This is a genomic window from Psychrobacter sp. UBA2769 (genome assembly GCF_002352555.1).
Taxonomy (GTDB): Bacteria; Pseudomonadota; Gammaproteobacteria; order Pseudomonadales; family Moraxellaceae; genus Psychrobacter; species Psychrobacter maritimus.
On the sequence record NZ_DEIR01000006.1, the window covers coordinates 84,432 to 101,369 of the forward strand.

At 44.0% G+C, this 16,938-nt stretch carries 11 protein-coding genes; 4 read left to right on the forward strand and 7 right to left on the reverse strand.

The genetic code is table 11. The annotated features are described in order from the left end of the window. The first annotated feature begins 62 nt into the window (after positions 1–62). The gene (locus B3Q63_RS01825; RefSeq protein ID WP_296173064.1) at positions 63–614 is read left to right on the forward strand and encodes a hypothetical protein; all 552 of its coding nucleotides are present in this window, start codon (positions 63–65) and stop codon (positions 612–614) included. Between the two features lie 130 nt (positions 615–744). Here the strand turns inward: B3Q63_RS01825 and B3Q63_RS01830 are convergent, their stop codons facing one another. The 5 genes from B3Q63_RS01830 to B3Q63_RS01850 form a co-directional block, all read right to left on the reverse strand. Beyond that, positions 745–1,494 (reverse strand): YsnF/AvaK domain-containing protein, encoded by a 750-nt coding sequence (locus B3Q63_RS01830; protein ID WP_296173067.1) that lies wholly within the window; start codon positions 1,492–1,494, stop codon positions 745–747. 175 nt (positions 1,495–1,669) lie between these two features. After that, positions 1,670–2,518 (reverse strand): DUF2382 domain-containing protein, encoded by an 849-nt coding sequence (locus tag B3Q63_RS01835; protein ID WP_201562382.1) that lies wholly within the window; start codon positions 2,516–2,518, stop codon positions 1,670–1,672. Between the two features lie 506 nt (positions 2,519–3,024). Continuing rightward, entirely contained in the window at positions 3,025–4,206 is a 1,182-nt protein-coding gene (locus B3Q63_RS01840) for a thiolase family protein (RefSeq protein ID WP_296173069.1), read from the reverse strand. A 138-nt stretch (positions 4,207–4,344) separates the two neighbouring features. Then, positions 4,345–5,694 carry a homoserine dehydrogenase gene (locus B3Q63_RS01845; RefSeq protein ID WP_201624697.1) on the reverse strand — a complete coding sequence of 450 codons (1,350 nt, stop codon included), beginning with the start codon at positions 5,692–5,694 and terminating at the stop codon, positions 4,345–4,347. Positions 5,695–5,934: 240 nt separating this feature from the next. After that, on the reverse strand, positions 5,935–6,795 hold the full coding sequence (locus B3Q63_RS01850) for a DsbC family protein (protein ID WP_296173074.1): 861 nt from the start codon (positions 6,793–6,795) through the stop codon (positions 5,935–5,937). Between the two features lie 413 nt (positions 6,796–7,208). On the opposite strand from B3Q63_RS01850, the gene B3Q63_RS01855 reads away from it, so the two are divergent. Then, on the forward strand, positions 7,209–8,132 hold the full coding sequence (locus B3Q63_RS01855) for a DUF808 domain-containing protein (RefSeq protein ID WP_296173075.1): 924 nt from the start codon (positions 7,209–7,211) through the stop codon (positions 8,130–8,132). 183 nt (positions 8,133–8,315) lie between these two features. Here B3Q63_RS01855 and B3Q63_RS01860 read toward each other — a convergent pair whose 3' ends face one another. After that, entirely contained in the window at positions 8,316–12,743 is a 4,428-nt protein-coding gene (locus B3Q63_RS01860) for an Rne/Rng family ribonuclease (protein ID WP_296173077.1), read from the reverse strand. A 1,263-nt stretch (positions 12,744–14,006) separates the two neighbouring features. Here B3Q63_RS01860 and B3Q63_RS01865 point away from each other — a divergent pair. Both B3Q63_RS01865 and B3Q63_RS01870 read left to right on the forward strand, forming a co-directional pair. Next, positions 14,007–15,017 carry an RluA family pseudouridine synthase gene (locus B3Q63_RS01865; protein WP_296173079.1) on the forward strand — a complete coding sequence of 337 codons (1,011 nt, stop codon included), beginning with the start codon at positions 14,007–14,009 and terminating at the stop codon, positions 15,015–15,017. 154 nt (positions 15,018–15,171) lie between these two features. Then, positions 15,172–15,885, forward strand: coding sequence for an HAD family hydrolase (locus B3Q63_RS01870; RefSeq protein WP_296173081.1), 714 nt, complete (start codon positions 15,172–15,174; stop codon positions 15,883–15,885). A gap of 157 nt (positions 15,886–16,042) precedes the next feature. On the opposite strand, the gene yihA is transcribed toward B3Q63_RS01870, so the two are convergent. Further along, entirely contained in the window at positions 16,043–16,861 is an 819-nt protein-coding gene (gene yihA, locus B3Q63_RS01875) for a ribosome biogenesis GTP-binding protein YihA/YsxC (RefSeq protein WP_296173084.1), read from the reverse strand. Between the last annotated feature and the right edge of the window lie 77 nt (positions 16,862–16,938).

Sequence of the window (16,938 nt, forward strand, 5' to 3'; positions counted from 1 at the left end):
CAACATAGGCGTGAATTTACGGGCGCGCTATAGTGTTTAACATCTTTATTTGGGAGAGTGTGATGAATGTAGAATTATTAAAAAAATTGCGTACCTCTGTTGTCCTAACCGGTTTACTGGCGGGTGCCATGACGCTTAGCGCTTGTCAACAACAGCAAGAGACAGAGCCAAGTCTAGAAGACAGTATCAGTGAAGAGCAGTCTGTACCCATGTCTGCTGATCCTGCCGAGCCTAGTGATGTGGTGGTAGATGCGCCTGCCAGCGACGTAGAAGATGATACGATTGCTTCTGTTAATACCGGCGTCAATCAAATAAGTTATTCATGTTCACCTGCGCTCGCCGTTGAAGCAACGTATAAAGATACTGATAATCAGGTCATTCTTGCAACTGCCCAAGGAACAGCGACTTTAACGAAAACCAACGATGCGACTAACCCTGAAGTGTTTGAAGCAAAAACTGCCATCGATGGTGGTGAAGGCTTTATACAGTGGCGCGTGGCTCATAAAGAGCGCGAAACAGGTGTGATGCGTACGGCGGGTGCAGATGCAACCAACGTCAGCACGTATGAGTGTAAGAAAGCCGAAGATGCTGCAACTGTAGAAGATGCCGTATAAAATAGATTCATAACTTCAAAGTTTATCGGACTAAACTTAGATATAGCCCCATAAAAAAGCAACGCGGACGTTGCTTTTTTTGGGTCTAACTTTTGAAGCTCTTAGAATAAATGCTCGATTTTATATAACTTTATTCTTTATACGATGTACTATGTTCACGTTCATGGGCTAAAAACCCTTCTTCGGTAACCTCTAGCTCTTCATGCTTAACTTCTACTTGAATACTGTCGGTATGCGTATGGGTGGTTTTATTAATCTCTACTTCTTGAATCACATGAGTATCTTTGGTAATCGTCGCCACTTGACGCGATAAAATAATCTCAATTGGCTCAGCGCCCATCTCAATCTGTTTGCCATTGATCGTTATAACAGCTCTGCTATCTAACGATGGCTCCACGTGACGTAATATGTCTTTATCATCGTACTTACCTGATAATAAATCCTGACTTTCTGCATCATAATAATCAGTGCGTACAGTAATATATTCTTCTACCAATTCAATAGGTACGTCGATGGTTTTTGTGCGCGTATGCTTAGTGACCGTTACTTTGCCGACATCCAAGCGTTCTTTGTTAATGACAGGGCGTTCTTCTAATAGTTCTAGATAACCACCGTTTTTTGTGTCTTCTAGATTATTTGACAGATTATTTGCTGAATTATTGGATAAACCATCTTGCCCACTGCCCATTAGTGCTTGCTGCTGATTGGGCTTAAAAGTAGGGGAGGAAGTCGATAGGTCCGATGCAGCTACATCAGGTGCGGGTAATTTATTCTCGCCACTATGGTTGGCTATTCTATCTAAAGAAGAAGCATTCGTTGTTGCTAAGTGTGCATCTTGCTTAATTTGCTGCTGTTTCATGTCATTGTCGTCGGCGTTCATGGTCATATTCCTTATGGGCAGATATAATAATTAGGTATAAAAAAAGACCAGAGGCGAGCTCTGGTCTTATTGACTGAGCATAACACTCAGCTGCTAATTACGGTCACATAGTATGTATTCATCTTATGAAGAATTGCTTATCAAAGATGGTGGAACTATGCGAAAGAATCGCTTATTACATACCACGAGCGCGGCGTACATCTTCAGCAGTGATATCATCGCGGTCAAAAAGATTGCCATCGCGGTCAACCACGTTACCATCACCATCGATATCTAACTCTTCACGTTGAATGGTTTCAGCAATCGTTTCAGTATGACGCTCAGTTGTCTTACCGACATTTACTTCTTCAGACACATAAGTTTCTTTATTAACGCGGGCACGTTCCGCTTCTAGCTCAACTTCCACGGTTTGGTTGCCATCAATATCACCGATACGGCGGTCTGTTGGGCGGTCTACATTGGTACGCTGGATATTAGCGTGCTCTTCTTCTAGCTCGACGTCAATATTACGCTCTTCAGTCACCACATGCTTGCCGACTTTAACCAAACCCGCTACGATACGATCTTTATTGACTGTCAAGCGCTCTTCTAGAAGCTCTAGCGTATTTGGGGCATTGTAGGCATGGTCTGCAATTTCCATACGCTCGGCTTCTGGAATGCTATCAGCCACAAAGGATTGGCGATCTTTTTCATACTGCTCTTTATAGCTGTATTGATAGTCGTGATCGTATACTTCCATCGCTTCGACTTGCGCTTGCGTTAGGCTATCGAAAAATACGTCATCACCAACGATACGCGCTAGACCTGCTGGTACCAATACTTCTTTTGAGCTAAACCAACCGCCTGCATCAACGATTAGATAACGAATGCGACCCGTGGTATCTTCTACTAAAGCGCCTTCGATTTTACCGATTTTTTCTTCATTGACGCCATATGCCGTTTTGCCTGTTGGATCATAATAGTCATCACCGATAAGGTCGCGGTGAGTCGCTTGAATATCTCTTAAACGAATTAGTTGGCTCATTATTATCTTCCTTTTATATGAGTAAATTTTATTTAAATAAATTAGTAATTATTTTTTTAAAATAAAATGCGATAAACAATCGCATTACTGAGAAACTGGTAAGTTGTTGTCTTAAGCCAAGACGGCTCTAGTGGATAGCTAAATTGTTAATTTAATTAATAACTTTAGTAAATAGCCTTTCCATCAACTTGTTAATATCGTAACAGTGCAGTTTTCAATGAGATATATGAGCAAGGTAGCAAAGTGTGCACTTGAGGTAATTGCGTGTAATAGGCTGTAAAACTCACTATCACTATATAAATTTAAGTTAAGGCTTTCTTACAGCAATAAACAAATTTTCGTGATTTGTAAATTTCACGCATAAAAAAACCGCACAACCAAATGCCATGCGGTTTTTAAATACTAAGAAAATCAGTCAACGCTTAGAATTATTAACTTAATATTAAGGTCTTAAAATTTTTTAAGGCGCTAAAATTTAAGAAGTTAAAAGTTCAAATAGCCTAAAATTAAGCCAGTTCAATTGCTACAGCAACAGCTTCACCACCACCGATACATAAGGTTGCGACGCCTTTTTTGCCGCCCGTACGTTTTAGCGAGTTGATAAGCGTCACTAAGATACGCGCACCTGAACAGCCGACTGGATGGCCAAGGGCACAAGCGCCGCCTTCAACGTTGACTTTAGCGTGCTCGATGTTGAGCTCATCCATCGCAGCCATCGTTACCATCGCAAATGCTTCGTTGATTTCCCATAGGTCGACATCAGCAACTGACCAGCCTGCTTTGTCCAATACTTTTTCAATCGCGCCAACTGGAGCAATGGTAAATTCGCTTGGATGACGTGAATTAGAAGCAGCGGCTACGATGCGTGCTTGATAATCTAAGCCTTCAGCTTTTGCTTGTGACTCTTTCATCATTACGACAGCGGCCGCGCCGTCTGAGATTGAGCTGGCGTTTGCCGCGGTAATCGTACCGTCTTTAGCAAAGGCAGGGCGTAGGGTAGGGATACGCTCCGCATTGGCAAGGGCTGGCTGCTCATCAGTATCGACGCTTTGCTCGCCTTTACGAGTTTTGAAAGTAACTGGCGTAACTTCATCTTTAAAGTGACCATCTTTAATGGCTGTCAACGCACGGTTAAGCGACTCAATGGCAAAATTATCCATTTGCTCACGGGTATAGCCTTTTCCATTGGCCATTTCTTGGGCAAATTGACCCATCAGCTTACCAGTTTCAGCGTCTTCTAGACCGTCTAAGAACATATGGTCTTTGACTTCTTTATGTCCCATGCGATAGCCGCCGCGCGACCCTGGCATAATATAAGGAGCGTTGGTCATTGATTCCATGCCACCTGCAACTGCCACGTTAAAGCTGCCCGCTTTAATACCATCGTGCGCTTGCATGACCGCTTTTAGACCTGAACCACAAAGTTTATTAATGGTAACGGCGCCCGTTGCATCATTTAGACCTGCTTTACGCATGGCTTGACGAGCAGGGCCTTGACCAAGACCGGCGGTCAAGATACAGCCCATGATGACTTCATCAATATTATCAACGCTTACGCCTGAACGCTCAACAGCGGCTTTAATAGCAGCAGCGCCCAATTCTGTGGCGCTCATGTCTTTAAGTGCGCCTTGAAAGCCACCCATTGGAGTACGTGCGCCGTTTAAAATTACAATTGCATCATTTGACATTATTCTTCTTCCCTTTTAGGTTTTGAAACGAAAGTGCTGTTTTTCATCATTAAAATAAAACAGTTAAGCTAAAGCCATCCGCTTAGGTACTAATAGCGGTCTGGCTTAATGAGTCATACAGCTTAAGCGCTGGATAAATTACGCCAGCTCATCTAAGCGGATACGCACTACTTTATCAGTAATAGTATCGAGCTTTTCGATTTTTTCAATGGCAATATTCATCTGACTTTCAACCACAGGCAGCGTCAAGATAATTACCGGCACTTGACCAAGTTTATGGGCAGGTTTTTGTAAAATGGCATCGATATTGATACCCGCGTCGCTTAAGATGCGCGTGATATCAGCCAATACCCCAGGATTGTCATGCGCATGCACACGCAGATAATAACCGGTAATCATTTGCTCAGCGCGCAAGATAGGCGTGTCTGATAATTGCTCTGGGATAAAGGCTAGATGTGGCACATGGTGACCATTCGTGCTTTCATTGTTGCTATCTTTACTACCAAGAACACGAACCAAATCCATCACATCAGCCATCACCGCAGAAGCGGTTGCACCGGCACCTGCGCCATCGCCGCAATAGAGCGTTTGTCCAAGCGGGTGAGAATTGACCAGTACCGCATTTTTTACGCCATTAACGTTGGCAAGTAGGGCATTTTGTGGAATAAGCGTCGGGTGGACGCGCAGCTCAATACCAGCCGTACTATTGTCACCTGAGCCATCGCCTTCACGGCGTACAGCAAAGCCTAGATGCTTGATACGATAGCCAAGCTCTTCAGCGTAGTTGACGTCCTGTAAAGTAATAGCGGTAATCCCTTCACAGTAAACTTTATCAAACTGTAGTGGAATACCAAAGGCAATAGAAGCAAGTAACGCTAGTTTATGAGCAGCATCAATGCCTTCGACGTCGAAAGTTGGATCGGCTTCAGCATAGCCAAGCTCTTGCGCCTCGGTCAATACATCGGCAAACGGGCGACCTTTATCGCGCATTTCGGTCATGATAAAGTTGCCAGTACCGTTAATGATACCCGCTAACCACTCAATCTTATTGGCAGCAAGGCCTTCGCGCATGACTTTAATAATTGGGATACCGCCTGCCACAGCTGCTTCATAAGCAACATGGACATTGTGGGCTTCCGCAAAGGCAAAAATCTCATTGCCGTGTTCAGCGAGCAGCGCTTTATTGGCGGTGACCACATGTTTGCCGTTTTTGATGGCATGCATAATCACGTCTTTAGCCAGCGTCGTACCGCCAATCACTTCGATGACAATATCGACATTGTCACTGGCAGCGGCTGCCATCAAGTCACTGTTTTGAATAATGTTCGGGTCGATATCATCGCGCTGACGACGGGTACCGACTTCGGTAATCACAATATCGCGTCCGCTACGGCGTTTTAACTCATCTAAATTATCATTGATTAGGTTGATCACGCCCGTTCCGACGGTGCCGAGACCAAGTATCGCTAGTTTGATGGATTTGCTCACAGTATCCTCAAGAGATTATAGAGTTGGATAAGAATGCTTCTATACAGGCTCTTACATAAAAACGCTGATATAAAAGGGTTGATATAAAGAGTGCTGATATAAAGAGTGCTGATATAAGGAAGAACGGTATAAAAATATACGACTAATATCGCCAAGCGCTTTATCGTATCATACCGACAAGCGCTTGTGGCGTCTACCCAAACTCACTGTCGCCAAAGTCAATAATATCAGGGCAAACGACTAGCTGGCATCAATCGCTGTTTGTGCCAATTGTGCAGCCGGTAAATAACCACCGATTTGTTGTCCAGACTCGGTAAAGATAGCGGGTGTACCACGGACGCCCAGTGCCATACCAAGCTCGATTTGCGATTTTACCGGACTATTACAGCTAGGGGCTTGGACGTTAGCGCCCATTTTTGCCTGATTCATGGCGGCAATACGATCTTCGCTACACCAGATGGCTTCCATTTTTGGAATACTGCCTTCGCTGCGCGGCCATGCCAAATAACGCACTTCAATACCACGCGCATTGATGTCATCTATCTCTTCATGAAGCTTGGTGCAATAAGGACAATCGGCATCAGTAAAGGAATACACGACAGATTTGGTTTCGCCTTTAGCAGGATAAATAATCATGTCTTTTTTGTCGACTGCTTTTAGCGCTTCTTGCGCGGTTTTGGCAACCAAAGCGCCACTGATATCAACCGGCGCTTCTGCGCCAACGGCGATAATTTGCCCTTGGATAATATGTTTACCAGATTTATCAGTAAAGAAAGACGGTAAGCCCGATGCCGTTACCCAGTAAATATCTTTCATGTCCGTTGGTACGGCTGAAAGAATGTTTTCTTCAATGCCTGAAGCTTTTAAGTTTGCTTGTAAGGCTTTTACCACTGCTGAATCACTATCGGCTGCCACCTGCGCGGTACTGACTTTGGCTTCTGCACTATTGACGATGCCTGTATTACTGGTTGCATCAGCCGCATTATTAGAGCAGCCCGCCGCAACCACAACTAGCAACGCACCCATCGTCATACGAGATAAAGGCTTGCGAGAAAATGCATCACGAGTAACAGTGGTTTTAGAAAAAGAAGGTAAAAACATAGGGTGTTTCCTTTAGGCAGTCGTGCCTAAGCAAGATATAGATATAAAAAAGAGGGTAGTAAAGGGCAGTAAAAAGTATGTAAACGCTTGCCGCATATTCACTAGATTTTGTTATCAGGGCGATATATTGCAATGGTGATATACAATTTATTGATAATAAAAGGTAAGTGGCAATCACTGTCATATTAGCATATTTTTATAAATAACCACTAAAGGTGAGTTTTAGCATTGTCAAATCTACAATTTATAGATAAATGTTACAAGAGGAGAAATAAAATACATTTGCACTATTTCATCTCGGCTTATGTCTAGGTAGGCTACTATTTATAACCGTTTCTTATAAGCTATCTCTCAATTAAACTATGTCTCAATTATTTACTAAAACAATTTTTCTAATTTTCTAAGGAGCCCGTATGGCAGGTGCCAGTTTATTAACCCTACTTGATGATATCAGTGTGATATTAGATGACGTGTCGGTCATGACTAAGGTCGCCGCCAAAAAAACCGCGGGGGTGTTGGGTGATGATTTGGCATTGAATGCTGAGCAGGTCACCGGCGTCAAAGCAAATCGTGAACTGCCCGTCGTTTGGGCGGTCGCCAAAGGCTCATTTATTAATAAGCTTATCTTGGTGCCAGTGGCAATTCTTATCAGTGCCATTTATCCGCCTTTAATTACCTTTTTGCTTATGTGTGGTGGTCTATTTTTAGTTTATGAGGGTGCTGAAAAGGTTATTCACCGCTTTTGGCCGCATGCCATACCTGATGATGAAGAACAAAATGCCCGTCGACAAGCCAATGCTGATGAAACGGTCGATTTGGTTGCCTTTGAAAAAGAAAAAATCAAAGGGGCGGTACGTACCGACTTTATTTTATCGGCAGAAATTATCGTCATTGCGCTAGGCGCGACGGCAACGGCTACTTTATTACAGCGCAGCTTGGTGCTGTCTATTTTAGCCATTGGTATTACCGTTGGTATTTATGGTTTGGTCGCTGGTATCGTTAAAATCGATGACGTGGGCCTACATATGATGGAGAAAGACGGCAAGTTTACTCAAAAAGTCGGCAAGGTTTTATTCGCGGCAGCGCCTAAATTGATGAAGTTTTTATCGATCGCTGGTACTTTGGCGATGTTCTTAGTCGGTGGTGGTATCTTGGTACACGGTATTAATTTTTTACACCATGAAGTTGAAGATATCGCCCATTTAACGGGCATTTTTGAGAGCTTTACCACGGCGTTATTAAATGGTGTTATCGGCTTTATTATCGGTGCGGCTATCGTTGCTCTATTGACGGTAATTAATAAAATACGCAATAAAGATGCGACTTCTGCACATTAATCTTATTCTCAAAAACGCTGAGTCTTCAAGGTTTTGACTACTAAAGGGTCGTATTTATAATAAGCACTGTTGATAAAAACCGCTATTGATAAAAAACTACATTGAACAAGATATAAAAAGCCCCAAAGTTGCTAAGAACTTTGGGGCTTTTACATTTTATAAAAGACTATTTATAAAAGGCGATTAGCTTTCGCTATCAGTATCATCAGATTCTAATTTTTCCGCCTGCGTTGGCTTCTTATGCTCAGTCTTCGGCTTACGCGTGCGCGCCTTAGGTACTTTTGGCGTGGTTAAATTAAACATGCCTTTTTGTGGCAACAACTGCTCAGCCACATTTTCAATCATGTTTTTATAACTGGCGATGGTTGTTTTTGACTTCGCCGCCTGAATTTCTTCTTTTGTTGCTGGCTCTGATACTTGTTCAGTTGGCTCAGGCGCTTGCTCAGTTTCGCTTTGCTCGACATCAGAAACGCTGGTTTCAGTATCAGCATCTTTAACCTCAGCATCTTTAACCTCAGCATCTGCTGTTTTGACTTCTTCCGCCTTCACTGCTTCAATATCAGATTGCGCTGCGTTTCCTTCTTCTAGTGCTTGCTCAACCTTTAACAGCTGCTCACTATCGGCGCTGACATCGTCTGTCTGACCCTGATTTGCAAGCGCATTTGCTTCTACTTTATGGGCATCTACATGAGCATCTACATGAACATCGACGTCGCTGTCGGCAGCTAAAGCGTCATCTGCAGGCGCTTCAGAAGTGGTAACTACAGCTACTTCCCGATAGTCAGGATGCTGACCGCGTGGGTCGTTGCTTGCCCGTTTGCTAATAGCGCGTGGTTCAACGGCTGTTTTACCTTGTGCGGCGGCAAACTGACTGACCGCTTGCGTCATCTTCTCAAAGCGGGCGATATAATCTGCTGCTAAAGGCTGATAACCATAGTTGCTAAAGTTAAAGTCTTGATTGGCAGCTTCGCCAGTCACTACTTTAGGCTCATTACTGCTATCGACTTTAACCTTGTCCTCGTCAGTAGTAGCGGCTTGCGCTTGCTCAACATGCAAGGCAATGGCTGCATTAAAGCAGTTGATAACGCCCTCTGCTGCTAAGCGCGCTTGCGCCTCTGGTAGCGTCGCACGGATAAACTCACCAACCGTACCACGGATAGCTGGCATATTTACAGCAGTTGGCTTGTCTTGCTGATTTGCCTGAGGTATTTCAGCGACCGATGTTTTAGTTATCGGTGTTTGAGCCTGCTGACGACGTACCACACGTGGGTCATTGCTGGCTTGACCAAACTTATTGGCCGTCACATAGCGCTTAGCAAACAAGGCGTCATGGTTAAGCTCAAACGCTGGTTGCTTGCTATTGCTGGCATCGTCAGCATTAGCATCAGTGGCAACATCAGAAGCAGTTTCCTGAGCTTTCTCTGTAGCTGCTTCATTTTCAGCAGTAGCATCTACTGGCTTTTGACTTTCCGCTAGCTTTTGGCTATCAGCTGGACGGTCAGTCTGGGCATCACTGCTATTAGACGTTGCTTGCTCATCTGCACCTGCTTCTTTAGCAGCAACTTTTTTAGCGGCGACTTTACTGTCGTCTACAGAATTAGTATCAGACATTTGCACTTTAGCTTCAGTAGCGCTTGGTTGTGCTTGGTCTGCTTTTGGCTCTGCTATTTTTGCTTCTTCTAGATGAACTGCATCACTGTTAACAGCTTCAGCTATATCAACTTGCTTACTGTTTTTTTCACTGTTATCAACCGAGTCATTACTGCTTTTAGCAGCTTGACTGTCAGTCTTTTGCTCAACGGCTTCCTGCTTATCCGCATTTTTCGGAGTACTGTCTTCTTGACTTGCTTTCTGCTTATCAGCTTCATTGCTAGCTTTCTCAGCGCTTTGCTTTTCAGGCGCTTGGCGAGTAGCTGCTACAGATTTACTGTCATCTAAAGATAAATGTACCACTTCTGGCGACTTGAGTTCCGTGGCTGCTTCATTGACCTGTAATATAACTTCGTTAGGGTCTTGGTTGCGGCGTGAGCTAGCTTGGTTTTTACCATTGCCACTATTAGCCTCTTTAGTGCTTAGCTGAGCATTTTGTTGTGCATTATCAGCGCTTAACGTCTCACCGCGCTCAAGTTTGCCGCGTGAGTGACGTTGGCTATTTGATTTACGCTTAGCACGAGTTTGCTCATCTGCAGCATTGGTATTTTTGTCGTCAGCGTCGGTGCGCTCATGACGCTCATTGCCTTTGCTATTTTCGTTGCTCTCATTACCATTGCGAGCGCTGTCTTGACGATTATTACGATTACGGTCGTTAGGGCGTCTGTTATCCTGCTGACGTTTATCTTGGCTGTTCGATTCTTTGTTATCAGCGCTACTTATGCTGCTGTCTGTCGTATCGCTAGCGACGTTATCACTCGTTTCATCTGACGGCTCTTTTCTTTGGCGCGTCTTAGAAGGGCGTGATTTACGTGGCTTACGTCTTCTTCTTTCTTCAGCATCGTTATTGTCATCAGCTGTGTTGTTAGACGTCTGCTGACGATTGGCGTTTGACGGCTGATTACTGGCTTGTTGATTGCTCTCTTGCGGCGCAGCTGTCGCTTGATTGTTATCAGTAAGCACACTGTTATCAACTTGCCCAAACGAGCCTAAGCTTTGCGCGCCAGTATTGACCAGTGCTTCAATGGCTTCAGCGGCATCACGACTACTGACGCTATGAGTGGTCTGTGCCTGCGGCGCTTGTGCAAATAAATTGGACAACCAAGCAACGGCTTGCGGTTGGGCAGCAGCAACAGGAGTTGTTTGGGTTACTACTGGCGCAGCTGTAGCCGCAACAGCCGGTGCACTTTGTGTCGGCGCTTGTGTCTGCGGCGCCCGTACTGATGAAATATTGCTAGCATTGGCATTGCTACGATGATCATTGCTATGACTGGTCGTATTCTGCTGCTGGCTCGGCGCACTCTGTTGGGTATTGGCGCTCGTATTCGCTTGACTGTTATTACCGTTATTATTACTGCTGTTATCGGCTATTTGGCGTGGCTGGCGCGTCGGCTGCTGCTCAGGACGCTCTTTTTCAGCGGTTTGCCAGTCAACTTCATAACCCAAATCGCTATGTTCTTGGGCTGTATCCGTAATACGCTCATAGCTTGATGGGGCAAAGCCGTCACGGTTAAAGTGTAGCTTAAAGTTTGGCGATTCTAAATGCGCGTGCGGCAAGATAGTAATACGCGTACCACTGTCTTGTTCCAGGTAAACCAAGGCATCGCGCTTTTCATTTAATAAGAAAGCAGCGATATCCGTTGGTACTTCTGCCTGTACTTCGCCTTGACGTTCTTTTAGGGCGATTTGCTCAATTTGACGCATAATAGATAGTGACAGCGAACGCAAATCACGAATCATGCCATTACCATGACAGCGTGGGCAAATATAACCAGTCGATTCTTCTAGTGATGGACGCAGACGCTGACGGCTCATTTCCATCAAACCAAATTTAGAGATATCACCGAACTGTACGCGAGCACGGTCATATTTGGTCGCATCGACTAGACGTTTTTCAACTTCTTTTTGGTGCTTATTGTCATTCATATCGATGAAATCAATGACAATCAAGCCGCCCATATCACGCAAGCGCAATTGACGGGCAATTTCATCGGCGGCTTCTAAATTGGTATGATAAGCAGTTTCAGCAACGTCTGAGCCTTTGGTCGACTTGGCTGAGTTAATATCGATAGACACCAAGGCTTCAGTCTGGTCAATAACGATTGAGCCACCTGATGGCAAACGTACTTCACGTTGATAGGCCGTTTCGATCTGTTTTTCGATATTAAAGCGCGAAAACATTGGCTCATAATCGGTATATTTACGTAGCTTTTCAGCTTGTTTTGGCATCACCGCGTCGATAAAACCTGCCGCTTCGATATAAGCGTTTTCGTTATCGATCCAAATCTCAGCAATATCATCGCGCAGATAGTCACGCACGGCACGCGTCACGACGCCTGCTTCTTGATGTACCAAACGCGGTGAAGGATATTTTTGATTTTGTTCTTGAATAGCTTGCCAGATATTAAGCAAGTGATTTAAATCGTGTTGCAAGTCTTCTTGGGTTTTGCCAATACCGGCGGTACGGATGATAACGCTCATGCCTTTTGGCAAATCTAAACTACCAAGCATACGCTTCATATCTTCGCGCAATTTACCCGAGATTTGACGTGAGATACCGCCGCCACGAGGATTGTTAGGCATTAACACCAAATAACGACCTGCTAGTGACACATAAGTTGATAAAGCCGCGCCTTTATTACCGCGCTCTTCTTTTTCAACTTGGACGATGAGCTCATCGCCTTCTTTGATCAGTTTTTTGATGTTTTCATCGCGTGGATTGCCGCTTAAATATTCAGCAGAAATTTCACGAATCGGTAAGAAGCCTTGACGCTGTGAGCCATATTCGACAAATACCGCTTCAAGCGATGGCTCGACGCGGGTCACATGACCTTTATAAATGTTAGATTTTTTTTGTTCGCGGGTACGGTTTTCTAAATCGAAATCATAAAGATGATTGCCTTTACAAAGGGCCACACGGATTTCTTCGTTTTGAGTAGCGTTGATTAAAATGCGTTTCATATTGGTATCCTATGAGTACGCAGAACAACGACGAGACAGGCTTTAGGGCAGGGTAGCAAGTGTGGCTAATAATACAATTAGCCTGGGCAGACGTTAATGAGCGGTAGAACGTAAAGCATAAATGCAGTTAAGCGCGCGGGCTTTTCGCAATCGCTTTTTGACCTAAAATGTATTAGCGATAAGGTATGCTAATGTCGGTAACATTCATATAGATAAGATAGGGTGTAAGGCTACTATCTATAGAGTTATTATGAATAGGCTTGTTCTAATGATTAATGCAGGAGCAAGTCAGTGGTCTTTTATTAGCAGTCGTCTTATCCAGTTTGAGGGTCAGCGCACGTTGTAAGGGTGGCGGTGGATAATGACTGAGAGTCAAGAGGTCACAGGTACTAAAAAAGCATCGTGCTGTCACAGTAATCAATCAAGGTCTAGCAATAATATCGCTGTCATTAAGGACTATTATATAAGTGTTATCGTATAAAATAGTGCCGTGCAGCGGTTATCCTTTTAGGTGAAGCAATTGGTCATTCTTTATTTATCGTTCTTTTGGGTATAACGTCAATATATCTGGGGTATCTCAAAGCTAGGTGGCGCTGCTTTCGTCATCAGCGGGGCGTACTTGGCAAACAGAATAAATGACCGGCTTATCGGCACGGTGTCTCTTGTCTATTCTACTTATCGTCCTCTGTTTGACCACCAATACTCAGGCAGCTATCGACAATCAGTTAATGATACTCGATTCTGGCTCTAAACGACCCATACTTGCTCATCTGCGCGCCTAAAGGACTGGATGATAAATAATTATGTATGATCATAAATAGTTATCAAGGCAAGTCGTGGTTATGCGGTAGTGAGTAAATGTTATGTTGTTATCGTTTGATAAAATTGTTTTAAAAATCTATCAAAGCGATGTTGTCTAATGTCACAATATTCTGTAATGATAAACAATCTTATGCTGATAACTTATCTGGTACTAATACTGTTTTGTACTAATAAATGTCAGCGTTGTTCTTACAATTTATGGGGCATTATAGGGTATATCAAGGGATATAACACCCTTAAAATCAGATGAAACACACAAGCTTGGCAGATTTTATAGCAGGCAGCGCTTAACTAACCAGTACTGACCAGCAGTAAAAATGGCGCTACACTGTCTGTAACAACGATGAATTATTGTCGCAGCCTCTGCTTAATTGGCGCTCAACATGCTAAACTATAGCAAATCTTTATGTAAATACCTAACTAAAAATGACAAATGACAAAATGACAAACGACGAACCTATCCACGAAGCTCCGGCTATCTTTAATAGCAAAACGCGCCCGCAAAGTGCCGATGACGAAATTAGTAACTTTGAAAAGGTCAACTACCTTGAAGTCACTCGCCATCAGCATGATCAGCGCTTGGACAACTTTTTGCTCAATCGTCTAAAAGGCTTGCCTAAACCGCATATCTATAAAATGATTCGCTCTGATGAAGTGCGCGTTAATAATAAACGTTGTAAAGCGCATGACAGATTGCAGCGTGAAGACGTGGTGCGTATTGCGCCTGTTCAGCTAGCCACCCGCGATAAACCTATTATCAGTACCGAATTTGCCAAAAGCTTATTGGCACGTGTGGTCTACGAAGATGAAGGTTTAATCGTATTGAATAAACCATCGGGCATCGCCGTTCATGGCGGTAGTGGTTTAGATTTTGGCGTTATTGAAGCCATGCGCGAAGTGACGGGCAAAAAGTACTTAGAGCTGATTCATCGTATCGATAAAGATACCTCAGGTCTGCTGATGATTTCTAAGAAACGCTCAGCGCTAAAAGCCCTGCAGCAGCATCTGGTCGACAAGACCATCCAAAAGCACTATCTATGTATCGCCAAAGGTCAACCTGCACTGAACGAGCAGCGTATCGATGCGCCATTATTGCGCTATACATTGGCTAGTGGTGAGCGTCGCGTGAAAGTAGATGCACAAGATGCGCAAGCTAAAGAAAGCCAGACAGATATTATCGTTCATGGTCGTTTTATGCTGGCCAATCAGCCAGTCAGTTTGATTGAAGCTAAGCCACTGACCGGTCGTACTCATCAAATCCGTGTGCATTTGGCACATATTGGTCATGCTATCTTAGGTGATGATAAATACAACGTGCATGACAAGTCTGGCGTGCATCGTCTGTGCTTACATGCGTGGCGTTTGGACATTCCCGGCTATGAGAGCATTACTGCGCCATTACCAGATGAGATGGTAGCTTGGTTACCAGCAGACATTAAACTACCTGAATAAGCTTAAAGGACTGATATTCCATTCTCAGTTTTTATATTAATATTCAGTATGAAGCACAAACGTCACAGTGACTTATAAGGGCATGTTTTAGCCAAATAAGTGACCGTGACGTTTTCACATCCGCCATTTACGATGAATCGTTAAGGGTTAGTCCATGACAACAGCATCACTCGCTCATACATTAGCAACCGCTAATACTTCTAAATTAGCAGCCGAGCATCACTTAGCAGATAAAACGCTGATTATTTTTGATTGGGATGGCACTTTGATGGATTCGATTGGCTTAATCGTTGAGTCAATGCACGTAGCAGGCGAGGCGCATGGCTTTACCACCACCGATCAGGCCGTCAAAGACATCATCGGGCTGAGCTTGATGCATGGCATTGAGATTTTATACCCACAAGCAACCGCTGCGCAGAAGCTAGCGATTCAGCAAAGTTATGCTGATTATTATATTCCGAACAGCCACCGTACGCCGTTCTTTGCGCCTATCGAAACTATGCTGCAAAATTTACAACAGCAAGATAAGCAGCTGGCGGTCGCCACTGGTAAAAAAAGAAAGGGTTTAGATCGGGTATTAGATGGCTCTGACAGTCATCATTATTTTGCCATCACGCGCTGCGCTGATGAGTCAGGCTCAAAACCTGACCCGCAAATGCTGAGCGATATTTTAGACCATACCCAGCAGCCAATCTCGCAGGCGGTATTTATCGGCGACAGTATTTATGATATCCAAATGGCCAACCGTTTGGGCATGACCAGTATTGCGGTCAATTATGGTACGGCGTCGAGTAGCGAGCTTGCTGCCCAGCAGCCAACTTATCAAGTGGATACCCCGCAAGCATTAGCTGAGCTATTGTGTGCTTAAATAAGCATTCGTTTAAATGGTAAAAGATGGTGATAAAAATCAAAAAGGGTTTATCGTTATTAGCGATAAACCCTTTTTGGCTGAAACTGTAACTGGTTAAAAACTGTAACTGATTAAAAAGTAGGACTGGCGAAAACCATGAGGTTTACTCGCCGTCTTATTCAGTACTGCCCTTTTGAATATTATCTTGTTCAGCACTATCTTTTCCAGCACTATCTTTCCCAACATTGCCTGTTTGAGCAGCGTCCTTTGCAATCGCGTCTTCTAGCTCAGCGCCTTCTAGCAAAGCGAAAGAGGATTCAATAATTTTATTGGCATCAAGCTGATACTCATACCAGTTGCCCATGACGCCTGCCAATTCATCAAGCCCTTCTTTTCTTAACGCTGAAAATAGCTGAATGGTACAGTTTAAGCCCAATTGCTTCAGTCTCTTACGGGTATTCAGCAGCGCGTTTTTAGAAGCACCATATTTAAGCTTATCGGCTTTGGTTAGCAGGATATGCACTGGCAGATCGCCATCTTTTGCCCAATGCAGCATTTGCTCATCAAAAAATTTAAGGGGATGACGGATATCTGACATCAGCACCAAACCTGCAAGGCTTGAGCGCGATACGAGATATTCCTCTAACTCAACCTGCCATTCTTTTTTCATCTCAAGCGGTACGGCCGCATAACCGTAACCTGGTAAATCAACCAAACGTCTATCACTATCGCCAATACTAAAAAAGTTAATCATCTGCGTACGGCCAGGCGTCTTAGACGAGCGTGCCAATTGGCGCTGATTGGTCAGTGCATTAATAGCGGACGATTTACCAGCGTTTGAACGTCCAGCAAAGGCAATCTCTAGCCCAACATCAGGTGGACAAAGGCGAAAAGTTGGCGCAGACATTAGAAATTCAGTTTGCTGAATGCGTTGACGGGCTTTGGTATTAAAAGCCGCGTGTTCAGCGGCGACATCTTTGAACGGGGTACTCATAAGTGACTCATTAATCTTGAAAAATTGGATACGGTAATAAAAGTTTTTGAATTAAGCAGTGCTTACAGCAGCGTATG

Bases quoted from the DNA above. Each gene is read 5' to 3' on its own strand.
- B3Q63_RS01825 (WP_296173064.1), top strand. From the start codon at position 63: ATGAATGTAGAATTATTAAAAAAATTGCGTACCTCTGTTGTCCTAACC.
- B3Q63_RS01830 (WP_296173067.1), bottom strand. From the start codon at position 1,494: ATGAACGCCGACGACAATGACATGAAACAGCAGCAAATTAAGCAAGAT.
- B3Q63_RS01835 (WP_201562382.1), bottom strand. From the start codon at position 2,518: ATGAGCCAACTAATTCGTTTAAGAGATATTCAAGCGACTCACCGCGAC.
- B3Q63_RS01840 (WP_296173069.1), bottom strand. From the start codon at position 4,206: ATGTCAAATGATGCAATTGTAATTTTAAACGGCGCACGTACTCCAATG.
- B3Q63_RS01850 (WP_296173074.1), bottom strand. From the start codon at position 6,795: ATGTTTTTACCTTCTTTTTCTAAAACCACTGTTACTCGTGATGCATTT.
- B3Q63_RS01855 (WP_296173075.1), top strand. From the start codon at position 7,209: ATGGCAGGTGCCAGTTTATTAACCCTACTTGATGATATCAGTGTGATA.
- B3Q63_RS01860 (WP_296173077.1), bottom strand. From the start codon at position 12,743: ATGAAACGCATTTTAATCAACGCTACTCAAAACGAAGAAATCCGTGTG.
- B3Q63_RS01865 (WP_296173079.1), top strand. From the start codon at position 14,007: ATGACAAACGACGAACCTATCCACGAAGCTCCGGCTATCTTTAATAGC.
- B3Q63_RS01870 (WP_296173081.1), top strand. From the start codon at position 15,172: ATGACAACAGCATCACTCGCTCATACATTAGCAACCGCTAATACTTCT.
- yihA (WP_296173084.1), bottom strand. From the start codon at position 16,861: ATGAGTACCCCGTTCAAAGATGTCGCCGCTGAACACGCGGCTTTTAAT.